Origin of the sequence: Rhizobium sp. ZK1 (assembly GCF_047782645.1) — a bacterium.
In the GTDB taxonomy this organism is placed as follows: Bacteria; Pseudomonadota; Alphaproteobacteria; order Rhizobiales; family Rhizobiaceae; genus Rhizobium.
Genome location: NZ_CP180587.1, coordinates 235496 through 255426, shown reverse-complemented (window position 1 = coordinate 255426; position 19931 = coordinate 235496). Strand labels below are relative to the sequence as shown.

Annotated in this window: 16 protein-coding genes; 10 read left to right on the top strand and 6 right to left on the bottom strand. The window is 59.8% G+C overall.

Features of this window, described 5'->3' with window-relative positions:
* Nucleotides 1-141: 141 nt before the first annotated feature.
* Nucleotides 142-1479 carry an epoxide hydrolase family protein gene (locus ACK9YZ_RS23830; protein WP_416067827.1) on the bottom strand — a complete coding sequence of 446 codons (1338 nt, stop codon included), beginning with the start codon at nucleotides 1477-1479 and terminating at the stop codon, nucleotides 142-144.
* A gap of 244 nt (nucleotides 1480-1723) precedes the next feature.
* Here ACK9YZ_RS23830 and ACK9YZ_RS23825 point away from each other — a divergent pair, with 244 nt between their 5' ends.
* Nucleotides 1724-2107: a nuclear transport factor 2 family protein gene (locus tag ACK9YZ_RS23825; RefSeq protein ID WP_416067826.1), complete on the top strand. Its 384-nt coding sequence runs from the start codon at nucleotides 1724-1726 to the stop codon at nucleotides 2105-2107.
* Nucleotides 2108-2182: 75 nt separating this feature from the next.
* Here ACK9YZ_RS23825 and tkt read toward each other — a convergent pair whose 3' ends face one another.
* Together tkt and ACK9YZ_RS23815 are read right to left on the bottom strand one after the other, a co-directional pair.
* Nucleotides 2183-4213 (bottom strand): transketolase, encoded by a 2031-nt coding sequence (gene tkt / locus ACK9YZ_RS23820; protein ID WP_416067825.1) that lies wholly within the window; start codon nucleotides 4211-4213, stop codon nucleotides 2183-2185.
* A gap of 168 nt (nucleotides 4214-4381) precedes the next feature.
* Nucleotides 4382-7408: an alpha-mannosidase gene (locus ACK9YZ_RS23815; RefSeq protein ID WP_416067824.1), complete on the bottom strand. Its 3027-nt coding sequence runs from the start codon at nucleotides 7406-7408 to the stop codon at nucleotides 4382-4384.
* A 212-nt stretch (nucleotides 7409-7620) separates the two neighbouring features.
* Between ACK9YZ_RS23815 and ACK9YZ_RS23810 the strand changes: the two genes are divergently transcribed.
* Entirely contained in the window at nucleotides 7621-8757 is a 1137-nt protein-coding gene (locus ACK9YZ_RS23810) for an ROK family transcriptional regulator (protein WP_416067823.1), read from the top strand.
* A 15-nt stretch (nucleotides 8758-8772) separates the two neighbouring features.
* On the opposite strand, the gene ACK9YZ_RS23805 is transcribed toward ACK9YZ_RS23810, so the two are convergent.
* The gene (locus ACK9YZ_RS23805) at nucleotides 8773-9819 is read right to left on the bottom strand and encodes a Gfo/Idh/MocA family protein (RefSeq protein WP_416067822.1); all 1047 of its coding nucleotides are present in this window, start codon (nucleotides 9817-9819) and stop codon (nucleotides 8773-8775) included.
* A gap of 276 nt (nucleotides 9820-10095) precedes the next feature.
* Between ACK9YZ_RS23805 and ACK9YZ_RS23800 the strand changes: the two genes are divergently transcribed.
* The 6 genes from ACK9YZ_RS23800 (at nucleotide 10096) to ACK9YZ_RS23775 (ending at nucleotide 16495) form a co-directional block, all read left to right on the top strand.
* Nucleotides 10096-11394: an ABC transporter substrate-binding protein gene (locus ACK9YZ_RS23800; RefSeq protein ID WP_216759397.1), complete on the top strand. Its 1299-nt coding sequence runs from the start codon at nucleotides 10096-10098 to the stop codon at nucleotides 11392-11394.
* Nucleotides 11395-11478: 84 nt separating this feature from the next.
* A complete protein-coding gene (locus ACK9YZ_RS23795) occupies nucleotides 11479-12408 on the top strand; it encodes a carbohydrate ABC transporter permease (protein WP_183748017.1) in 930 nt (309 codons plus the stop codon).
* On the top strand, nucleotides 12405-13247 hold the full coding sequence (locus tag ACK9YZ_RS23790) for a carbohydrate ABC transporter permease (RefSeq protein ID WP_216759399.1): 843 nt from the start codon (nucleotides 12405-12407) through the stop codon (nucleotides 13245-13247). The genes ACK9YZ_RS23795 and ACK9YZ_RS23790 overlap by 4 nt, the downstream gene beginning before the upstream one ends.
* Nucleotides 13248-13287: 40 nt before the next feature.
* Nucleotides 13288-14526, top strand: coding sequence for an ROK family transcriptional regulator (locus tag ACK9YZ_RS23785; RefSeq protein WP_416067821.1), 1239 nt, complete (start codon nucleotides 13288-13290; stop codon nucleotides 14524-14526).
* Nucleotides 14527-14557: 31 nt separating this feature from the next.
* Nucleotides 14558-15412: a sugar phosphate isomerase/epimerase family protein gene (locus ACK9YZ_RS23780; protein WP_416067820.1), complete on the top strand. Its 855-nt coding sequence runs from the start codon at nucleotides 14558-14560 to the stop codon at nucleotides 15410-15412.
* Between the two features lie 21 nt (nucleotides 15413-15433).
* A complete protein-coding gene (locus ACK9YZ_RS23775) occupies nucleotides 15434-16495 on the top strand; it encodes an ABC transporter ATP-binding protein (protein ID WP_216759402.1) in 1062 nt (353 codons plus the stop codon).
* A 53-nt stretch (nucleotides 16496-16548) separates the two neighbouring features.
* Here ACK9YZ_RS23775 and ACK9YZ_RS23770 read toward each other — a convergent pair whose 3' ends face one another.
* Nucleotides 16549-17430: a LysR family transcriptional regulator gene (locus ACK9YZ_RS23770; RefSeq protein ID WP_416067819.1), complete on the bottom strand. Its 882-nt coding sequence runs from the start codon at nucleotides 17428-17430 to the stop codon at nucleotides 16549-16551.
* Between the two features lie 191 nt (nucleotides 17431-17621).
* Here ACK9YZ_RS23770 and lysA point away from each other — a divergent pair, with 191 nt between their 5' ends.
* A complete protein-coding gene (lysA, locus tag ACK9YZ_RS23765) occupies nucleotides 17622-18893 on the top strand; it encodes a diaminopimelate decarboxylase (RefSeq protein ID WP_416067818.1) in 1272 nt (423 codons plus the stop codon).
* A gap of 68 nt (nucleotides 18894-18961) precedes the next feature.
* Here the strand turns inward: lysA and ACK9YZ_RS23760 are convergent, their stop codons facing one another.
* Entirely contained in the window at nucleotides 18962-19294 is a 333-nt protein-coding gene (locus tag ACK9YZ_RS23760; protein ID WP_416067817.1) for a hypothetical protein, read from the bottom strand.
* A gap of 223 nt (nucleotides 19295-19517) precedes the next feature.
* On the opposite strand from ACK9YZ_RS23760, the gene ACK9YZ_RS23755 reads away from it, so the two are divergent.
* Nucleotides 19518-19898 (top strand): type II toxin-antitoxin system VapC family toxin, encoded by a 381-nt coding sequence (locus ACK9YZ_RS23755; RefSeq protein WP_416067816.1) that lies wholly within the window; start codon nucleotides 19518-19520, stop codon nucleotides 19896-19898.
* Nucleotides 19899-19931 lie beyond the last annotated feature (33 nt).

Below are 19931 nucleotides of genomic sequence, written 5' to 3'. Positions count from 1 at the left end.
AAAGTATAGGGCATTGATGCCGGTTTTCGAGCCGGGGGCATGGACGAGGTTTATGTCCGAGGTCGCGCCGATCATAAACGACACAGCGTGGCGGCGACGCCAGTGGGTGGCCCTCGAACGAGGACCACTGGTTCGACGTCGTCAGCGTACCGATTTGAAAGCGGCTCTCACTTCCTCGGCGAAGAGCTGTGGTTGCTCCCAGGCGGCAAAATGTCCGCCTTTTTCGACCTCATGGTAGTAGGTGAGCGAGGGATAGGCCTGCTTGGCCCAACTTTCCGGCGCCTGGTAGATCTCCTTTGGAAAGACCGTGATGCCGACAGGGATCTTGATGTCCTTTGTCTTCTGGGCCTCGGCACTGAAGTTGTTATTGTTGTTTTCCCAATAGAACCGCGAAGACGATGCGCCGGTGTTCGTCAGCCAATAGAGCGTGATGTCATCAAGCATTTCGTCCTTGGAGAAAATGCGTTCAGGAACGCCGCCGCTGTCGCTCCACTGCGCAAACTTCTCGTAGATCCAGGACGCCAGGCCAGCCGGCGAGTCGGAAAGCGAGTAGCCGATCGTCTGCGGCCGGGTCACCATTATGGCGCCATAGGCAGCGTTTCGGCCGAAGAAGGTGCTCAAGGAATTATAGGCCTCTCGCTCCGGCGGCGACAGGCCCGCGGGTGACGGGTCTCCGCTGTTGATGGCTTTCATGAGGTTGCCTGGAACCGTCGCGGGCATATTGAGATGGATTGCCAGCAGACCCTTCGGCGCCTGGCGTGCCAACGCGTCGGAGATCACCGAACCATGATCGCCACCCTGAGAAACATAGTGGTCATAGCCGAGCCGTTTCATCAGGACATCCCAGGCCCGGGCGACCCGGTCCGGCCCCCAGCCCTGATCGGTCGGCTTTCCGGAAAATCCGTAGCCTGGTATCGAGGGGATGACGACGTCGAAGGCATCTTCCGGCCGGCCGCCATATGCAGTCGGGTCCGTGAGAGGACCGATGGTCTTGATGAACTCAAATATCGATCCTGGCCAACCATGGGTCAGGATGATCGGGAGAGCGTTGGGATTGCGCGAACGAACATGGATGAACTGGATGTCGACACCGTCGATCGTCGTGACGAATTCCGGCAATGCATTGAGTCGCGCCTCGGTCTTGCGCCAATCGTACTCAGTACCCCAATAACGAACCAGATCCTGAACGCGTGATAATTGAATACCCTGGGAGTCGTCGCCGACTGTCTCCTTGTCGGGCCATCGGGTGTCGGCGATGCGTCTGCGCAGGTCTTCGAGTTGCGACTGCGGAACGTGGATCTGGAACGGCCGGACGCTTTCGTCCGCGCTCGCCGCCATCGTGGCAACATTCGACGCAAGATCGGCAGCATGGACCGGCAGTGCATAGATCACCGGAACCAGCAACAGCGAGCCAAAAGCCACGGCGATCGCTCGATCGGAAACACTACGCCGAATTGAAACATTGTCGGCCTTGCTCATGAAACACTCTCCTTCAATTGCTGCGACATTCGCGGCGCCCGTTAACGAAGAATGGTTTCAAGGATCGACGTGTCCTGCATATTTCGAAAATCGGCTGAAATGTATCAGCGTGTATCGGCGGCGCGCTGATACACACAATCAGCAAATTGTCGGCAGTTCTCGGCAGGCGTATCCTTCGAACAATCCGCGATCGAGCTCACCATTGCGGCACCGAGAATGACTGCCGCAAACGTTGGAGATCCCATTGAAAGATCGAACGGTGCAGAAGAGATTGGAGCGCCATTGGCAGGCTTCGGACGCGAGCGATTTCGACGCCGAACACGAAATCTATCACGAAGACGCCTTGCTGGATTATCCACAATCAGGAGAGCGGATTAGCGGTCGGCACAACATTCAGCAAAGCCGGGTCGTCCAACCAAGCAAGAAGCGGTTCTCCGTCCGACGAATTGTCGGCAGCGGCGATCTTTGGATCACCGAATTTACACTCGCCTATGACGACGTACCGTCATACGCCGTCAGCATCATGGAATTTCGCGACGGGCTGGTGGCCCATGAAACGCAATATTTTGCAGATGGATTTGAGCCATCGCCGTCGAGGGTACATCTTACAGAGCGGATGACGAAATAGTCTTATCCCGATAGTGCCGAAGCGCTTGCACCATGAGCAGTTGGAGACCGCATGCCGTCCGCAAACGCCCATCACTTACCGTCGGCGAAGACCCAGTGCTCCTTGCGCTGCTTTAACAACGGCGTCGGTGGTGATGTCGAATTTCCTGTAGACGTCGTTGATCTTGCCGGACGCGCCGAAGCTGTGCATGCCGACGAACCGGCCGTCGAGCCCGAGATATCGGTCCCAGCTATCCTGGACTGCTGCTTCCACCGCAACGCGCGCAGTTCCGTCTCCCAGAACCTCACGCTTGTAGTCCGCCGCCTGCGCCTCAAACAGCAGGCGGCACGGCATGGAAACGACCGCGGTCGGAACGCCTTCCGCCTGAAGCCTCGCCCTTGCCTCTACGGCAAGGTGCAACTCCGATCCCGTTGACATGATCGTCAGCTCGCGCGCGCCACCTTCAGCCTCAAGCAGCACATATCCGCCCTTTGCCGACAGGTTGAGAGAGCCTGGCTGCTTTCTCAGAAGCGGCATGGGCTGGCGGGACAGAGCGATCAGCGCGGCCTGCCGCGGGGCATCGAGAATGGCCTGCCAGCATTCCGCCGTCTCGATCGGGTCGCCCGGACGGAACACGGCAAGGCCCGGAATGGCGCGCAGCGCCGTCAGATGTTCGACAGGCTGATGCGTCGGTCCATCTTCGCCCAGACCGATCGAATCGTGCGTCATCACGAAGATCGACCGCACCGCCATCATCGCTGCTAGCCGAATGGACGGACGCGCGTAATCGGAAAAGGTCAGGAAGGTGCCGCCATAAGGGATCAGCCCGCCATGAAGGGCAATGCCGTTGATTGCAGCCGCCATCCCATGTTCGCGCACGCCGTAATGGACATAGGATCCATTATACTGGCCCGGCGCAATCTCGATCATGGATTTGGCTTTTGTGTTGTTCGACGGTGTGAGGTCCGCCGATCCGCCGATAAGCTCGGGCAGGGCTTCGGCGAGGTGGTTGAGAACAACCCCGCTCGCTTGCCTGGTGGCGAGGTCCTTGTCGCTCGACAGAAGCTCCTGTTTTGCTGTCTCGATCGCTGCGGTCCAGTCCGAGGGTAGGTCTCCCTTCATCCGACGTTCGAAATCCTGGCGGATGTCCGCCTTCGCCGTCTGGACCCGGACCGCCCAGGCCATCCGGGCGTTGCGTCCCTTGGCGCCGATCTTCCTCCAGGCTTCCAGCAGGTCGGACGGGATCTCGAAGGGAGGCGCGGTCCAGCCCAAAATCTTGCGGGCGCCGGCAATCTCCTCTTCGCCGGGCGCGTCACTATGGGCCTTCTGCGTTCCGGCGCGCGTCGGAAAGCCGAAACCGATAATGGTCTTGCAGGCAATCAATGAGGGGCGATCAGTGACCCGCTGAGCTTCGACGATTGCGTTGCGTATCGCGTCGGTATCATGTCCATCGATCTCCTGCACATGCCAACTCGATGCACGGAACCGCGCCGGCTGATCGTCGGATTCCGCCAGACTTGTCGCCCCGTCGATCGATATCGAATTGTTGTCCCAGAATGCGATCAGCTTACCGAGCTTCAAGTGTCCCGCGAGCGATATGGCCTCCTGGCTGATGCCCTCCATCAGGCATCCGTCGCCGAGGAAGACGTAAGTATAATGGTTCGAAAGACTATCGCCGAATTTGGCGTTCATGATGCGCTCGGCGAGCGCAAAACCGACCGAATTGGCAATGCCCTGGCCGAGCGGACCGGTGGTCGTCTCGATACCCGTGGCATGACGATATTCGGGATGACCTGCCGTCCTGCTGTCGACTTGACGAAAGTTCTTGATCTGGTCAATCGTCATATCCCGGTAGCCGGTCAGGTAGAGCAGGCTATAGAGCAGCATTGAACCGTGCCCGTTGGAGATCAGGAAACGGTCCCGATCGAACCAGTAGGGGTCTTCGGCATCGAATTTCAGGAAGTCGGAAAAGAGCACGACGGCAATGTCGGCCATGCCCATCGGCATGCCGGGGTGCCCGCTCTTGGCCTTCTCGACGGCATCCATCGAGAGGAACCGGATGCAATTGGCCATGTCGCGAAGGTGTTGATCGCGGGGCGCCGGTACGGACTTCACGGATTCCGTCATGATCGTTTCCTCGGGTCTGGTGAAAGGACAGACCCGAAGATAGTGCCCGATGCGAGCTGGGCTACTGCGACATGTTGAAATCCGACCAAGAACATCATCATCCGGTCGTCATGTGGCCGCCGCGGCTTCTTTTCCGCATCCTCTCGATACAAGCGCTGCGCATCGCGATCAGCTTTGTTGCAGCCGCCAGGTCCGGATTTCAAACGGCATGATGTCGGCAGGTCCCGCACGTTCGATCGGCTCTTCGAGGATGTTCAGCGGTCCAGAAGCCTGCCAGCCCGAGGGCAAAGCGAGCGAAAGCCTGCCGCGCCGACCCGCCGGCTCGTAAAGCCGCAAGATAAGGCCGTCTCCTTCCTCTGCCGGCTTCAGCCCCGAAAAAGCAACCGGTATACCCTTCACGCCGAGCGGCGAGAGCGTGCCCGCCGAGAGCCCGCTAGCCTCGAGGGTGACGAGCGGCTGATTGAGATCGATCGCTTCCTGCAGAACGTCGCCTTCATGCCAGGCGCCTTCATGCGGCATCAGCGCATAGGTGAAGCTCTGTTCGCCCTCATCGGCGAGCGGATCGGGATAGATCGGCGAGCGCACGAGGCTCATGCCTATGACATTGCCGCGCGCGCTGTGCCCGTATTTGGCGTTGTTGAGCAGCGCGACACCGAAGCCCGGCTCGCTGAGATCGACGAAACGGTGCGCAGCAGCTTCGAACATCGCCTGTTCCCAGGAGGTATTCGTATGCGTCTGGCGCTCGACGATACCGAAGGCGCATTCGAAACTGGCGGTGCGGGAACGCACGGCGACAGGGTTCAGCGTCCTGAGCAGGGTACGCCGGTCATGCCAGTCGATCGTTGTTTCGATATCGAGCCTGCGGGCATTGGCGGTCAGCACGTAAAGCTGGGTGACCGTCGAGTTCCGGTATCGGTAAACGACACGGATGGCCGCACGATGTGACCCCTGTTCGGCAAGCGTAATGCTCTCAGGCTTGTCGAGACGGATAGCCTTTTCGGCATAGTCGGCATCGACATCCCAGGCATCCCAGTTGCGCGGCTTGTCGGCAGGGTAGACCCAGAGCTGATTTGCCGAACCCTCGATAGCCTCCCTACCGGTTGCCTTGTGAATAAGGCTCGAAACGGCGCCGTCCGCGCCGATGACGACGGACAGATGTTCGTTTTCGAGACTGCGCGCATCGGCTTTCAGCATGCCGGCCGGCTTCAATGCCTTGCGATCAAAGACCAAGACGGAAAGCGGAGCGACAATATCGGCAGATGACAAGACCGTTCCATCAGAAAGCGTGGCGGTCAGGGGCCGTGGCGCGAGCGACGGATTAACGGCAATCAGCGCATCCGCCACCCCGCCCGCCGGAAGCTGGGCCGATAGCGCCTTCAGTGCCTTGTCCTGTTCCGCCTTGGCATTGCCGATGGCGCCATCGAGCTCCCGTTCGGCATCGATATAGACTTCGCGGATGCTCGAGCCCGGCAGGATGTCATGGAATTCGTTCTTCAGGACGACGCGCCAGTCCGCTTCCAGGCTTTGCGGTTTGGCAGCACCCAGCAGATGCGCGAGCGAAGCGATCGTCTCGGCGGTAATCAGCGCCCGTTCGGCCTGCCGGTGCTTGCGCTTGACGCCGCTTTGCGACGTCAGCGTCGCGCGGTGCAGTTCGAGATAGATTTCCCCATCCCAGACGGGGAGCTCCTTTTCCGCCGCTGTCCGATGAGCCTTTTCGTAAAAGCCCTTCACCGTACCCCAGCGCGCCTTGGGGATCGCCGGGAAGTCACGCAGTTGCATTTCTCGTTCGACCATCTCGGGTGTCACGCCGCCGCCGCCATCGCCGTAGCCGACTGCCAAGAGCGACGTGTCGTGCTGCGTCTTGCCGCGGAAATTCTTCCAGGTCGGCACGAAGCAATCCGGTCGCACGAAACCATTGTAGCCCTGCATGGGATTGTCGAAAGTATGGGTCAGTACCTTGCTTCCATCCAACCCTCTCCACCAGAAAAGGTCAGACGGAATGTGATTGGTCTCGCTCCAGTTCACCTTGATCGTGAAGAAACTGTCGATCCCGCCGAGCCGCAGGATCTGCGGCAAGGCCCCCGAAAAGCCGAAGCAGTCCGGCAGCCAGCAGACCGTATGACGCAAGCCGAAATGCTTCTCGAAATAGCGCTGCCCGTAAAGCACCTGTCGGGCAAGACTTTCGCCCGTCGGCATATTGGTATCGGGTTCGACCCACATGCCGCCGACGGTTTCCCACTTGCCCTCGGCGACCTTCTTCTTGATCCGTTCGAGAAGCTCGGGATCATCCTCTTCCATCTGTGCATAATAATGGGCAGTCGATTGATTGAAGCGGAAGTCGTCCGATCGCTCCATCAGCGACAGCGCGGTATTGAAGGTGCGCCGCATCTTCCGGCGCGTCTCGCCATAGGGCCAGAGCCAGGCAAGATCGATATGGGCGTGGCCGGTCAAAAGCAGTTCGCCGTTCGGCGGAAAACGCTTTTGAAGCTCTTTCAGTCGTGCGATCAGCACATCATAGGCGGCACCTGCCGAAGCACTCTGCGCTTCAGTCAGTCCTGCCGGATCTGCCTGAAGCTCCGGCAGTTCCCAGATCTTTTGCTGCATGACCGCACCGGATATACGCGAAATATAGGCTGGCGTGTCCGAGGGCCAGTCGAGGCTGCGCAGCGCACGTTCGGCCGCCTCGATCAAGTGCGGCACCACTTCATGGCTTTCGAGCACGACGGCGGCCTCGCCGATCTGCCGCAAAAGGAGGTGCAGTTTGTGAACCGGTTCATCCAGCCAGATCAGCCTCGCCTTGTTGAGCCGCGGTGCCCTATTCGGCTCACCAAAGGGAAACCGCGCGACGCTGTCAGTGGCAATCGAGAATTCCCTGCCCTTGATCGGGAACTCCTGATGGTAGGGATCAAGCCCGAATGTCTCGGCCTGACCGCCCGGATAATGCAATGTAATCAGGCTCTCGCCACCGAGATCGAGCTGCAAGCGAACCTCATCGATCGGCCAGTCGCGCGGCACTGTGGCGGATGCCGCGAAATGAACCATCCCCTTGCGGTGCGGCCAATCCTGATGATGGGCGATCGGTTCGCCGTCGAAGGTCCAGCCGTCGATCACGACGCTTTGCCTGTCGCGCCAGTGAGCAAGCTCGGCTGTACGAACCTTCAAACGATCGAGGCGTTGGGCGATAGTGAGAGACATGGCGGGTCCTATTGGAAAATAAGCAACTGACGGACGGGGAGAAAATCTGGTCGCGCGAATAGGCCGCAGGCGCCGCGTCCCGTCTCCTCCAACCGAGACGCGTGGCCGCTCTTAGATTAAGTAACTTTGTTTTCACGTCAAGCACCCAAGAAATAAGTTGCGAGAGTTTTGGCTGTGATACACAAGCATTCAGGTGCTTAGGGAAGACGGTCATGCGGTATCTTCGATCCGGGCCGCGGCGACGTCAGGCAGAGGAAACGGCCGTTACGCGGAGTAAAACAATCGGTCTGCGATCGGGAGAAATCGCCGACAGAAATATCCGCGTCATCCTGGAGGCGATCCGCCGGCACGGTCCCTTGACCCGCATGGAACTCGGCCAGCATTCCGGTCTTACCGGGCCTGGAATCACCAACATTCTGCGCCGTCTCAGCGACGGAGGGTTGGTGACGTCGCATCGCCGCACTGGCGCAGGCAACAGCGCAACCGCTACCGAATTCGCCTTGCGGCCCGAAGGCGCGTTTTCGATCGGTCTCAGGGTTCGCCAAAACCGGGGCGAGGCCGTCCTGATCGATCTCAGTGGTCAGGTCCATGATCGCGAGTACTTTCCCCTCGCCCCGACAACGCGCGTGCCGTCAATCCTTTCGGTGACCAAGAACATCATCGGGCGGCATGCCGACCTGCCGATCATCGGCCTGGGAATCGGGTCAAATGACTGGAGCGCAGAGGAAAGCGATGAACTCGACGCAACGTCGACGCTTCTGCGCAGCCACGTCGAGAACGAGTGCACCGCAAGCCTGCTCGCTGAGCGCACCATCGGCGCGCCTGCCCCGGAAGGCGGACTGGCGATGATCATCATTGACCAGGATGTGCAGGCTGGCTTCCTTGTCCGCGGCATTCCGTATTCCGGCGTGCATGGACGCGCAGGCAGCATTGGCGACATGCTGACCGGCCCCGACAACGTCAGGCTGAACACCGTGGTCGGCTTCGGCGCCCTGCGTGCGCTGGTCGGCGATGAGGAATTCAAACGGCTCATCGCGGGCGAGGAGCCGTCTTCCCCTCAAATGACGCAGTGGATCCGTGATGCCGCAAGCCACCTGCTCGACCCGATCATCGCGATGGCCGGCTTCATTGCGCCAGGTGTCATCATGATCGGCGGCGACCTGCCGCGAAGCGTCATCGAAGCACTGATTCACCAGCTTTCCGTCGAACGCCGCGACACATCCAAACGACCATTCCTGACGCCCTGGATTTCGCCGATGAAGCCGGCAAGCTTCAGCGGCGGCGGCGTGGCGCTGGGGGCGGCATTGCTGCCCTTCCTCAACACCCTGCTGCCGCCGGTTTCCGCCTGACCCCGGCTTAGCGGATCAGGCAAGCGCCTCGTCTGTGTGGCTGGCATCCGAGGCAAGCGCCTTGTCGAGCACTTTCTGGATATTCGCCGCTCTGCGGAACGAAGGTTCCTGCGTTCTGCCTGCCCTGACGGCCTGCACGAAGCGCTGATAGTTCGTTTCGACCGGATCGAAGGGGATGTCGCGCCATGTTGCGGTGTGAACATCTTCGCCGAGGCAGGCGCGAAGCGTCGACTTCCCGGTGTCGTAGATCATCTCGATCGAACCGGTCTCGCCATAGACCCTGAGACGCAGCTGATCCAGCTGGCCGGCGGCCGTTCGCGTCGCCTGGATGGTGCCGATCGCGCCGTTTGTGAAATCGACATTCATCGTGAAGCTGTCATTCGCATCGAGATCATATTCGCCGATCTTGTCTCCCGGAGCCTTGTTGAAGGTTTTCAGCCGCGCGAAGACGTGGGCGACATCGAGCCCCGAACCATAGGACGCAAAATCGACGATATGGATGCCGATATCGCCGAGCGCGCCGTTCGAGCCGTGCTTCTTGCTGAGGCGCCACAGCCATTTGCTCTCGCTCTTCCAGTCGCCCCAATGACGCCCGACGAGCCAGCTCTGCAGATGCGATGCCTCGACATGTCGCACCTCGCCGATCTCGCCGGCAAGGACCATTTGCCGGCCCTTCTGCAGCGCAGGCGAATTGCGATAGGTGAAGTTGACCATGCCGACCTTGCCCGCTTTTTCGACGGCATCGGTCATTTCCATTGCCTTGACGGCATCCGTCGCCAGCGGCTTTTCGCAAAAGACATGCTTGCCCGCCGCAATCGCCTGAAGCGTCGTCGGGTGGTGAATGCGGTCGGGAGTGACATTGGCAACGGCATCGAACTCGCCCCAGGCCAGCGCCTCCTCCAGAGTGCCGAAATGGTTGGGAATGCCGTGCTCCGAGCAAAAGGCCGCCAGCCGTTCGGGAACGACATCGACCCCGCCCACCACGCTGACGCCTTCGATCGCCTTGAAATTTGCAGCATGCTGGTTGGCCATACCGCCAGTGCCGAGAATGAGTAAGCGCATCGGATCCTCCATAGATGTCAGGTTCGGCCACCTCACGTAGCCGAGGCAAAACCTCTCCACGCCATCGCGGATGCCCGGAGTGGTTGGATTTTTTGTGATCTGGACGTGCGGCGGCGGTCCGCTAACTTGTGTTGAATGTCGCCGGCATCTCAATCCTCCCAAGCTGCGGCTTGACATCAAATCAAAGTAACTTAATCTAATTAATGCAGCATGGAAATGAGGAGAGGTCAATCGACCACCAGGCTGTATCCGTTGAAAATGGGGAGGAGACCCATCATGAAGAGAGCGTTCGTCAGCGCATTAGCGCTGAGCACAATGTTATTTTCAGTGCCTGCCGCATTTGCCCAAGAGCTGGCGACAAAGGACAGGATCGGCGCTGCAGATGCGCCAAAAACCCTTGTGGTTCGGCTCACGAACGACAGTCCGAACAATTCCGACCCCAACATCGCAGAGGGTTACCAGAAGCTCTTTGTCGACTTCATAAAGAAACACCCGGACTGGAAATTGCAGATGCAGTTCATGTCCTCCGACATCGGCACGGAACAGGCCAAGATGCTGGAGCAGGCCAAGGCCGGCAATGCGCCGGATTGTGCCGCCGTCGACTCCTTCGTGCTCTCGCAGTTCATGGTCAATAAAGTGCTGGCGGATTTCACGCCCTATTTCTCCAAGGAAGAAGTCGACGATCTCTTCCCCTTCATCCGCAGCGGCATCACCGACAAGGATCAGACGATCCGCGCCTGGTGGTGGGATACGGACCTTCGCGTCCTCTACCGCAACAAGTCTGTTGTAGCCGACGCGCCGCAGACCTGGGACGATCTGAAGAAGGCCGCTATAGCCTCCACCAAGGAAGGCATGGAAGGCGTCCTCTTCAACGGCGGGCGCTGGGAAGGCACCACCTTCGACTGGCTGGCGAACTATTGGGCGCTCGGCGGCAAGCTCGTCGACGATTCCGGCAAGCCGGTCTTCGGCGAGGGCGAAAACAAGGAGAAATTCCTAAAAGCGCTGAACTACTTCAAGGATCTCGTCGATTCCGGCGCGGCGCCGAAGCGCGTTACCACCATCGCCAACTACGATGACATGAACGCGGCGGCAGCAGCGGCGACGACGGCGCTCTTCATAGGCGGCAACTGGCAATATGCGCAGCTGAAGGCGACCCTCGACGAAGAGGAATTCAAGAACTGGACCTTCTCGCCGATCCCCGGCCCGACCGCCGATCAGCGTTCCACAGGCACCGGCGGATGGACGATCGCGTCCTTCAGCAAGGACAAGGACAAGGTGGAAATGTGCGCCAATCTTGCCCGCGACGTCTATATGGGTCCGGCAAACGCGCTGCAACAGCAGCTGCCGACCCGCAAGTCGCTCTTCGACAAGTATGAGGTCTTCTCGACGGAAGCCAACAAGACCTTCGCCAATGCGCTGGTCGACGGCCAGGCGCGTCCCGGCGTGCCGATCTATCCGGAAATCTCGAACCAGATCCAGATCATGATGGGCGACGTGCTCTCGGGAACGAAGAAACCGGAAGAAGCCCTGGACGCCGCCTTCAGCGCGGCGATGGAGGCTTACAAGCGTCTCTGATCCCGGGCGTTTTCAACGCTTCCGACCGCGGCGGCGCCTGGTCCCAGGCGCCGTCGACAGTGCCAAACCCGGACAGAGAAGCCAATGAGCCCTATTGCCATCGAGGCTGACAGCCCGCCTCAAAGCAGAACGTTCATGCGTCGGTTCGCCGGTGCGCCCCTGCCCTGGATCATGCCCGTGATCGTCGTCATCGGCATATTCTACCTGTATCCTGTCATCGACGTTTTTCGGCTTTCCTTCACCAATGCGACGCTGATCGGCGAGAACCAGGACTATACGCTGGGGTCGATCGCCAATGCGCTCAGCTCGCCGCAACTGCCCGACATTCTCTGGGCGACGCTGATCTTCGTCGGCGGCAGCGTCATCGGCCAGCAGATTCTCGGTCTGGCGGTCGCTGTCACTGTCATCCGCGGCGAAAAGCGCGGCCTGTTCGGCACCACGATCCTGAGGACGACGGCGCTGGTCGCCTGGGTCGTTCCGGGTATAGCAGGTGGCATCATCTGGCAGATGCTGTTTTCCGAAGCGCCTTATGGCGCGCTGAACAGCATTTTGAGGCTCATGCACATGCCGACTGTTGCCTGGCTTTCGGACCCGGCGATGGCGCCGTGGTCGACGCTGATCTCGAACATCTGGCGCGGTACGGCCTTTTCCATGGTCGTCATGTATGCGGCGCTGAAATCGATCGATCCCTCGCTCTACGAAGCCGCCGAGGTCGACGGCGCCAGCGCCTCGCAGCAGTTCTTCTTCGTGACACTTCCGCAGCTGCGCGCCGCCATCCTCGTCAACATGATCCTGATCACCATCCAGACGGTCAACACCTTCGACGCGATCATCACGCTGACAGGCGGCGGACCGGGACGCGCGACCGAGGTGATCTCGCTCTACGTCTTCAACATCGTGTTCCGAAACTACGATCTCTCCGGCGGCAGCGTGCTCTCCGTGCTGATGCTGATCATCAGCCTGGGGCTCGCCTTCGTCTACGCATCGTTCCTGCCGAAGGAGGAAGAGCAATGAGCGGACGCACCGGAACACGGCTCGGCGATGCCATGAGCTATCTCTTCATGCTGGTGATGTTCATCTTCTTCGCCGGTCCCCTCACCTATCTCCTGTCGATGGCGCTGCGTGACAAGCGCGAGGTCTATCGCGGCGCGGCGCGTTATATTCCCGACAATCCCACCATCCAGAATTTCATCACCGTACTCAACAACAGCTACTTCCCGATCTATCTCTGGAACGGCCTGAAGCTCGCAGCACTCAGCGGGCTCGGCGTGCTGATCGTCGCCTTGCCCGCCGCTTACGCTTTCTCTCGCTTCCAGTTCCGCGGCAAGGGCCTCTCGATGATGGGGCTGCTGCTCTTCCAGATGATCTCGCCGCTCGTCATCATGGTGCCGCTCTACCGCTACATGAACCGCCTCGGCCTGCTCGACACGCATTTCGCCGTCGTCATGGTCTATATCGCACTCGGCGTTCCCCTGGCGACCTGGCTGTTGAAGAGCACCGTCGACGGCATTCCGCGCAGCCTCGACGAAGCCGCCATGATCGACGGCTGCAACCGCTTCTCGGTCTTCTGGCGCATCATCCTGCCCTTGTCGGCGCCGGGGATCGCCTCGGTCTTCATCATCACCGTCATTGCCGGCTGGTCGCAATTTCTGGTGCCTTTCCTGCTGCTGACCAAAAATGACCTGATGCCGATCGGCGTCGGAATCTTTAACTTCCGCGGCATGCAGACCGACTCGTCCATCCAGCTGCTTGCGGCCGCCTGCCTGATTTCCGTCGTGCCGGCGATCGTGGCGTTCCTGTCGCTCCAGCGGCTGATCCTCGGCGCCATGACCAGTGGCGCGGTGAAAGGGTAAGGTCGGTTTGCGTGTCCGTGGCAGATAGAGGATCCCGACCATGAACCAGATGACCGGCGCCAGATTGTCTCCTGATCTGACGGGGGCCAATGTCGAGGATGCAGGCGAGCATAACAGAGCCGTCGTGCTGCGTTGTGTCCATCGGCAGGCGCCGATTTCGCGTGCCGAAATCGCCAGACAGACCGGCTTCACCAAGCCGGCGATCGCCCGGATCGTCGATCGTCTGCTGGACGAAGGCCTGATCATCGAGGCGCGCCGACGGCACGGGCTGAGGGGGCAGCCGGCCATCGAGCTTGAGATCAACCCCGACGCGTTTTTCGCGATCGGCATCAATATCGATCGCGATCATCTGACGATCGTCGCCGTCGATGCCGTCGGCAACGTGCGTGCCCGCGTGCACCACGAAAAGCGCTACGTCCGTCCGGCCGAATTCATGCAGCTGACGGCCGATGCCATATCGCATTTTCAGCGAAGCCGGCTGATCGACGACGCGCATCTGGCCGGCATCGGGCTTGCGATGCCGGATTGGCTTGGCGAGATTCCTTTCCTCGGCATGCCTGACGACTATTCCGAATGGACGGAATTCGATGTGCGCGCAGCACTCGAAAACCTGACGCAGCATCCGGTCTTCATTGAAAATGAGACCAATGCCGCAGCGCTTGCCGAGCTTGACTATGGCCTCGGCGCGGAAAGCCGCAGCTTCTTTTATATCGCCATTAATGCCTGTCTGGGCGGTGGCTTGGTGCTCGACGGCAATGGACATCGCGGCGCCATGGCGCTGAGCGGCGAAATCGGCTGGCTGCCGATCGCCGACAACCGGGACAAGACCGCCCCCAAGGTCGATCTTCTTGGCGAGATGGTGACGATATTTTTCCTCTACAAGTTCCTTGCAGAGCACGGCGTCGATGCGAGCGTGCCGCAGGACCTCCTGACGCTCGACGCCCGCGGCAAAGCCCTTGTGTCAAAGTGGCTGAAGGAAATGAGCGCTCCCCTTGCCGTTGCGGTCAAGCATATCGGCATGATCGTCGATCCCGACGCCATCATCATCGGCGGCCGACTGCCGATCCGTATGATCGACGAGTTGCTGCGCTACGTTCACGAACATCTGACGGCCGGAGACAACACTCTGCCTTCGCTGCATCGTGCTTCGATCGGCGAGGACGCTTCAGCACTCGGTGCTGCGGCGATGCCAATGGCGGCGGCCCTGATGCTGGCATCCGCCGACGCCGTGCAACGCACCCGCTCGCCTCTCAAATTCATGGATCGCTTGAACAATTAAAACAGCCGGCAGGACCGCTGGGAGGATATTGATGAGAATTGGTTTTTATACATCGACATTCAACGACCGGCCGCTTGAGGAGGTGGTGGATTTCGCTGCCTCTGCCGGTTTCGATGCGATCGAAATCGATGTCGGCGGCCATATCAAGACGCCGGACAGGGTGCGGGCTGCTGTGGCACTTGCCCGCGACCATAACCTCTTCGTTTCCTCGATCACCTACTTCGGCAACCAGCTTGATGCCAATAGCGGCCAGCGCGGCGAGCTTCGCACCCGCACGGAGGAATTTGCTGAGGCGATCGGCGAAGCGGGCGTGCCGATCTTCGTGATCTTTCCCGGACGTGATGATAGTGCCGACGACGAAGCCAATTACGATGATTTTGCCGAATTCGCCAATCGGCTGATCAGCAGGACGACGTCAAGCGGCCTCGTCTTCGCGATCGAAAACTGGCCGGGGCCTCAGGACAACTTCATCGCAACCACGCCGAGGGGCTGGCAGGAACTCTTCAGGCGGATTCCCGACCGGCGCTTCGGTCTTGAATTCGACCCGTCGCACCTCATCCGCATCGGCGTAGACCCCTATGCCGCGATGGACGCGGTCAAGGATCGCATTGCCATTCTCCATGCCAAGGATACCGCAATCGATGCGGCCGTGCAGCAGGCAGTCGGCTATCACGGCAAGGGCTGGTGGCAGTATACGCTGCCGGGCCAGGGCCTTCTCGACTGGCAGCGTTTCCTGCGCCAGGCGCGGACCAACGGCTTCGACGGCACACTTTCGATCGAGCACGAGGACGCCGCCTACGGATGGCCGGGCAAGGATCTCGAGGCCAGAAAGGAGGGCGAACGCCTCGGCCTCGCTTACCTGAGAAACGTCTTGAACACGCTTTGAGCGCGACCCGGGAGGACAAAGATGGCTCATGTTAGAGTGAACAATGCACGCAAGGACTATGGCGCTTTCAAAGCCATCAAAGGCGTATCGGTCGATATCCGCGACGGCGAGTTCGTGGTCCTCGTCGGTCCCTCGGGCTGCGGCAAATCCACCCTTCTCAGAATGATCGCCGGACTGGAAGGCATCAGCTCGGGCGAGATCCAGATCGGCAAGCATATCGTCAATGAGCTGGCGCCAAAGGATCGCGACATCGCCATGGTGTTCCAGAACTACGCCCTTTATCCGCATATGACGGTCGCCAAGAATATGGGCTTCTCGTTGCGGCTGAAGCGCATGCCGAAGACGGAGATCGATCAACGTGTCGGCAATGCCGCCAAGATCCTCGGCCTGGAGGCGCTTCTCGAACGCTATCCGAAGCAACTGTCAGGCGGCCAGCGGCAGCGTGTTGCGATGGGTCGCGCCATCGTTCGGGATCCTGCCGTCTTCCTCTTCGACGAGCCCCTGTCGAACCTCGACGCCAAGCTGCGCGTCCAGATGCGATCCGAAATCAAGGAACTGCATCAGCGGCTGAAGACCACGACGATCTATGTCACGCACGATCAGATCGAGGCGATGACGATGGCCGACAAGATCGTCGTGATGAAGGACGGCGTGATCGAACAGTCGGGCTCGCCGCTCGAACTCTACGACCGCCCGAACAACCTCTTCGTCGCCGGCTTCATCGGCTCTCCGGCCATGAACTTCATCAAGGGGAACATGACGAATGAAGGTTTCCGGACGGCAGACGGTTTTATCCTGCCGAGCGAGCGGCACCCTTCCGGCGCCGTCACCTACGGCATTCGCCCCGAGCACATCACGCTCGACCCCAACGGCATCGAGGTGACAACAGCCGTCGTCGAGCCGACAGGATCCGAGACATTGGTGATTGCGCGTCTTGGCACGCAGACGATCAGCTGCGTCTTTCGGGAGCGGATCAGGGCGGCCCCTGGCGATGTGCTGCGGATCGCTCCGCTCCATGATGCCGTTCACCTGTTTGACGAAGGTGAGCAGCGCATCACCGCTGGCGAACCGGTGCTGAACTAGTTATGCGTGACGGAGCATCGGTGACCCGCCCGACCTGGTCTGCCTCCACGACGTCATTGGGGATCAATGAGGGCGGCAAGCCGGGCTTCGATCAACCCTGCTTGCCGGGCCAAATCGGCCCCGAAAATATCGACCAGTTGTGACGGTGGCCGATGGATCGGCCGCACGATGTTGACGGAAAACGGGATCGAGAACGACAACCGGCGAAGACGAACACGGTGACCCGCATAATCCAGGGCCGTTAGGGGATTGACGATGGCCAGTCCAATTCCCTCGCGTACCATGGAGCAGACGGATGCTGCGCTATGGGTCTCAATGACCATATGCCGCGTGATGCCGGCGTTTCGAAAAATCTGATCGATCTGCTGCCGGTAGCTATCCGTCGCCGACAGACTGACAAAGGATTGCCCGTCGAAATCGCCTGGTGAGAGAACGGCCTTTTCAAGAAGCGGATGACCGTCCGGCAGCACGCAGATCTCGTCGAGCTTCATGAGTGGGGTTATATCCGTGCCTTGGGGGGCATGGTCGACCTCCGTCAGTCCGAAGTCGTAGCGTTGCGCCGACAGCCATTCCTCCAGCAGAGGCGACTCCTGCGGAACGATACTGATGCCCACGTTCGGGAACCGCTTGATGAACCATCGGCAAGTCTGCGGCAGGAGCGATTGAGAAAAAACCGGCAGGCATACGATGGAGAGCTGTCCCTGTTCGAACTGGCGCAGCGACGTCGCCGCGCTGATGATCCTGTCCAGCCCGAAATAAGCGCGCTGCACCTCCTCGAACAATTGCAGAGCATGTGCCGTCGGGCGGAGCCGGCCGCGCACACGCTCAAAGAGCTTCACCTGGATAAGATGTTCGAACCGCGCCAGCTCCCGGCTGATCGTCGGTTGGGAGGTATTCAACATCGCGGCCGCATCCGTGACGCTGCCTGCCGTCATCACAGCCCTGAAGACCTCGATATGCCGGAGGGTAACAGCCATGCCTGCCTCATATCAGAACTGAATACAGTTTAGAAATATTGATATTTTTCATATGCCCGGCTTCGTGGTCAACCCGTGTGTGAAAACCGCATTGCCCAACTTGAAACGATCCTTCGGTTCGAAGGGCCGCCATATGGACAACCAACGCCATGCCCATCATCTCTGCCAATGACCTCACTGCTCTCGCTCACGAGCACGGGACGCCCTTATGGGTTTACGACGCTCCGACGATCCGCGATCGGATAAGACAGCTTCAGGCATTTGATGTGATCCGCTATGCGCAGAAGGCGTGCTCCAACATCCACATCCTCTCACTCATGCGCCAGGCGGGTGTGCTTGTGGATTCTGTGTCCCTCGGCGAAATCGATCGCGCACAGCGGGCCGGTTTTTCCGCCAGCCCGACCGTCTCAGGTGCGGCGGGCATCGTCTACACCGCCGATATTTTCGACCGCCCGACTTTGCGCCGCGTCATCAACGACAAGGTAGAGGTGAATATCGGCTCCATCGACATGCTGCACCAGCTCGGGGAGCTGTCGCCCGGCCACCGCGTCTGGCTTCGCGTCAATCCGGGTTTCGGCCACGGCCACAGCAACAAGACAAATACGGGTGGCGAAAACAGCAAGCATGGCATCTGGCATGCTGAGCTTAGCCAAGCTGTTGAACTGGTTCGCCGCTATCACCTGCATCTCGTCGGGCTTCATCTCCATATCGGCTCCGGCGTCGATTACGGCCATCTCGAACGGGTCTGTCACGCGATGGCCGACCTGCTGAGCGAACTGGATCACGATGTCGAGGCAATTTCGGCCGGCGGCGGCCTGTCAATTCCCTATCGCGACGGGGACAGGGCGATCGATACCGAACATTATTTCAGTTTGTGGGACAGCGTGCGCAGGCAAGCAGAAAGCAGGCTCGGCCACACGGTGCGCCTTGAGATCGAGCCGGGGCGCTTCCTCGTGGCTGAAGCCGGCCTGCTGCTGGCCGAAGTCCGCGCCACCAAGCAGGTTGGCCGAAATCACTTCACCCTCGTTGACGCAGGTTTCAACGACTTGATGCGCCCTGCCCTCTATGGCAGCTATCATGAGATCTCGGTACTGCCGCGCGATGGCCGAAGCCTCAGCCCATCTGAGCTGCGCCCTACTGTCGTCGCCGGCCCGCTCTGCGAATCGGGAGACGTATTCACGCAAGGGGCGGATGGCGTGGTCGAGACACGGTCGCTCCCTCCTGCTGAGGTCGGCGATTTACTCGTTTTCCATGGAACAGGTGCCTATGGCGCGTCCATGTCGTCGAACTACAATAGCCGGCTTCACGCTGCCGAATATCTCATCGACGGGACGAATTCCCGGCTTATCCGTCGGCGCCAGACTATCGATGAACTTTGCAACATGGAATCGGTCGCAGGTCCTACCGCGGAAGCGGCGTGAGCCCAGAAAAATCCAGGGAGGATCAAAAAACGCCGACGCCCTTCGGGACCGATGTTTGACGTCTATCGTCAGAGGTCGAGTAGCAAATCGCCAGCGCTTTGATCGTGACCCTGATTGCTGATTTCGAGCTGTTTGGGGCTTGTTACCTCTTTGCGCTTCCTAGAACCCGTCTTTCTGCCTTTCGCAGGGAGCTCCCCTGACAACTCAAGCAGTTGCGCGGCAGGCTCCGCAGGCCCTGATATCGTCGTGGCAGCCTGCCCTTCTATCCTGTCGGTCCCGCTCTTTGCGGCAGTAGTGGAAATGTCCGATAGCTCAATGTCGGATGGTCTTTTGACGTTCGACTTTGCAATTTCGATTGCCGGAGCAACGTCCTGCTGTATCTTCGGCGCGAAACGTATCATGAGTACTCACCTTCCAATTCGTTCGCTTTATGTTCTCATCGAAAAGCGCAATTCTGTCAACCTACTCACAGTCGAACAGCCAATATACCAATTGCCCTTGTGCCACGTTCTGAACACGGCGTGGTTTGCCGGATAGCATTACGCGCCCGAAATTAGTCCAATGGCCTGGAAGCAAAACGACAATTGCGCCGCACCCTGCGCCGGGCGGAGCTCGCATCACACGATGGTCGCAAGCAAGTCGCAAATCGGCGCAGGCTCCGGCTCGTCGCCATTGCCAGTGATGACCGTCAGGGCCGAGCAGCTTTGCATATCCTCAATCACGCTCGCAGAACTGTACTACGACGCCGAGAAATCCGCTCGTCGCATTGAGAATTTGACAGCCATTGAACATTTCGCGGCGCGCTTGGAAGTTCTCCCGTTCGGAGAAAAGGCGGCCTCGCACTATGGACAGGTCCGGGCAGAGCTGGAGCGCGCCGGCACTCCTTGTGGCCCCCACGACATGAAAATTGGTGGTCATGCCCGTGCCGAAGGGCTGATCGTCGTCACCAACAACATGCGTGAGTTCGTTCGCATGCCCGGCGTTAGAACTGAGAACTGGGTGTAGCAACCACCAACCGAACAAGCACGTCTCGAAGGC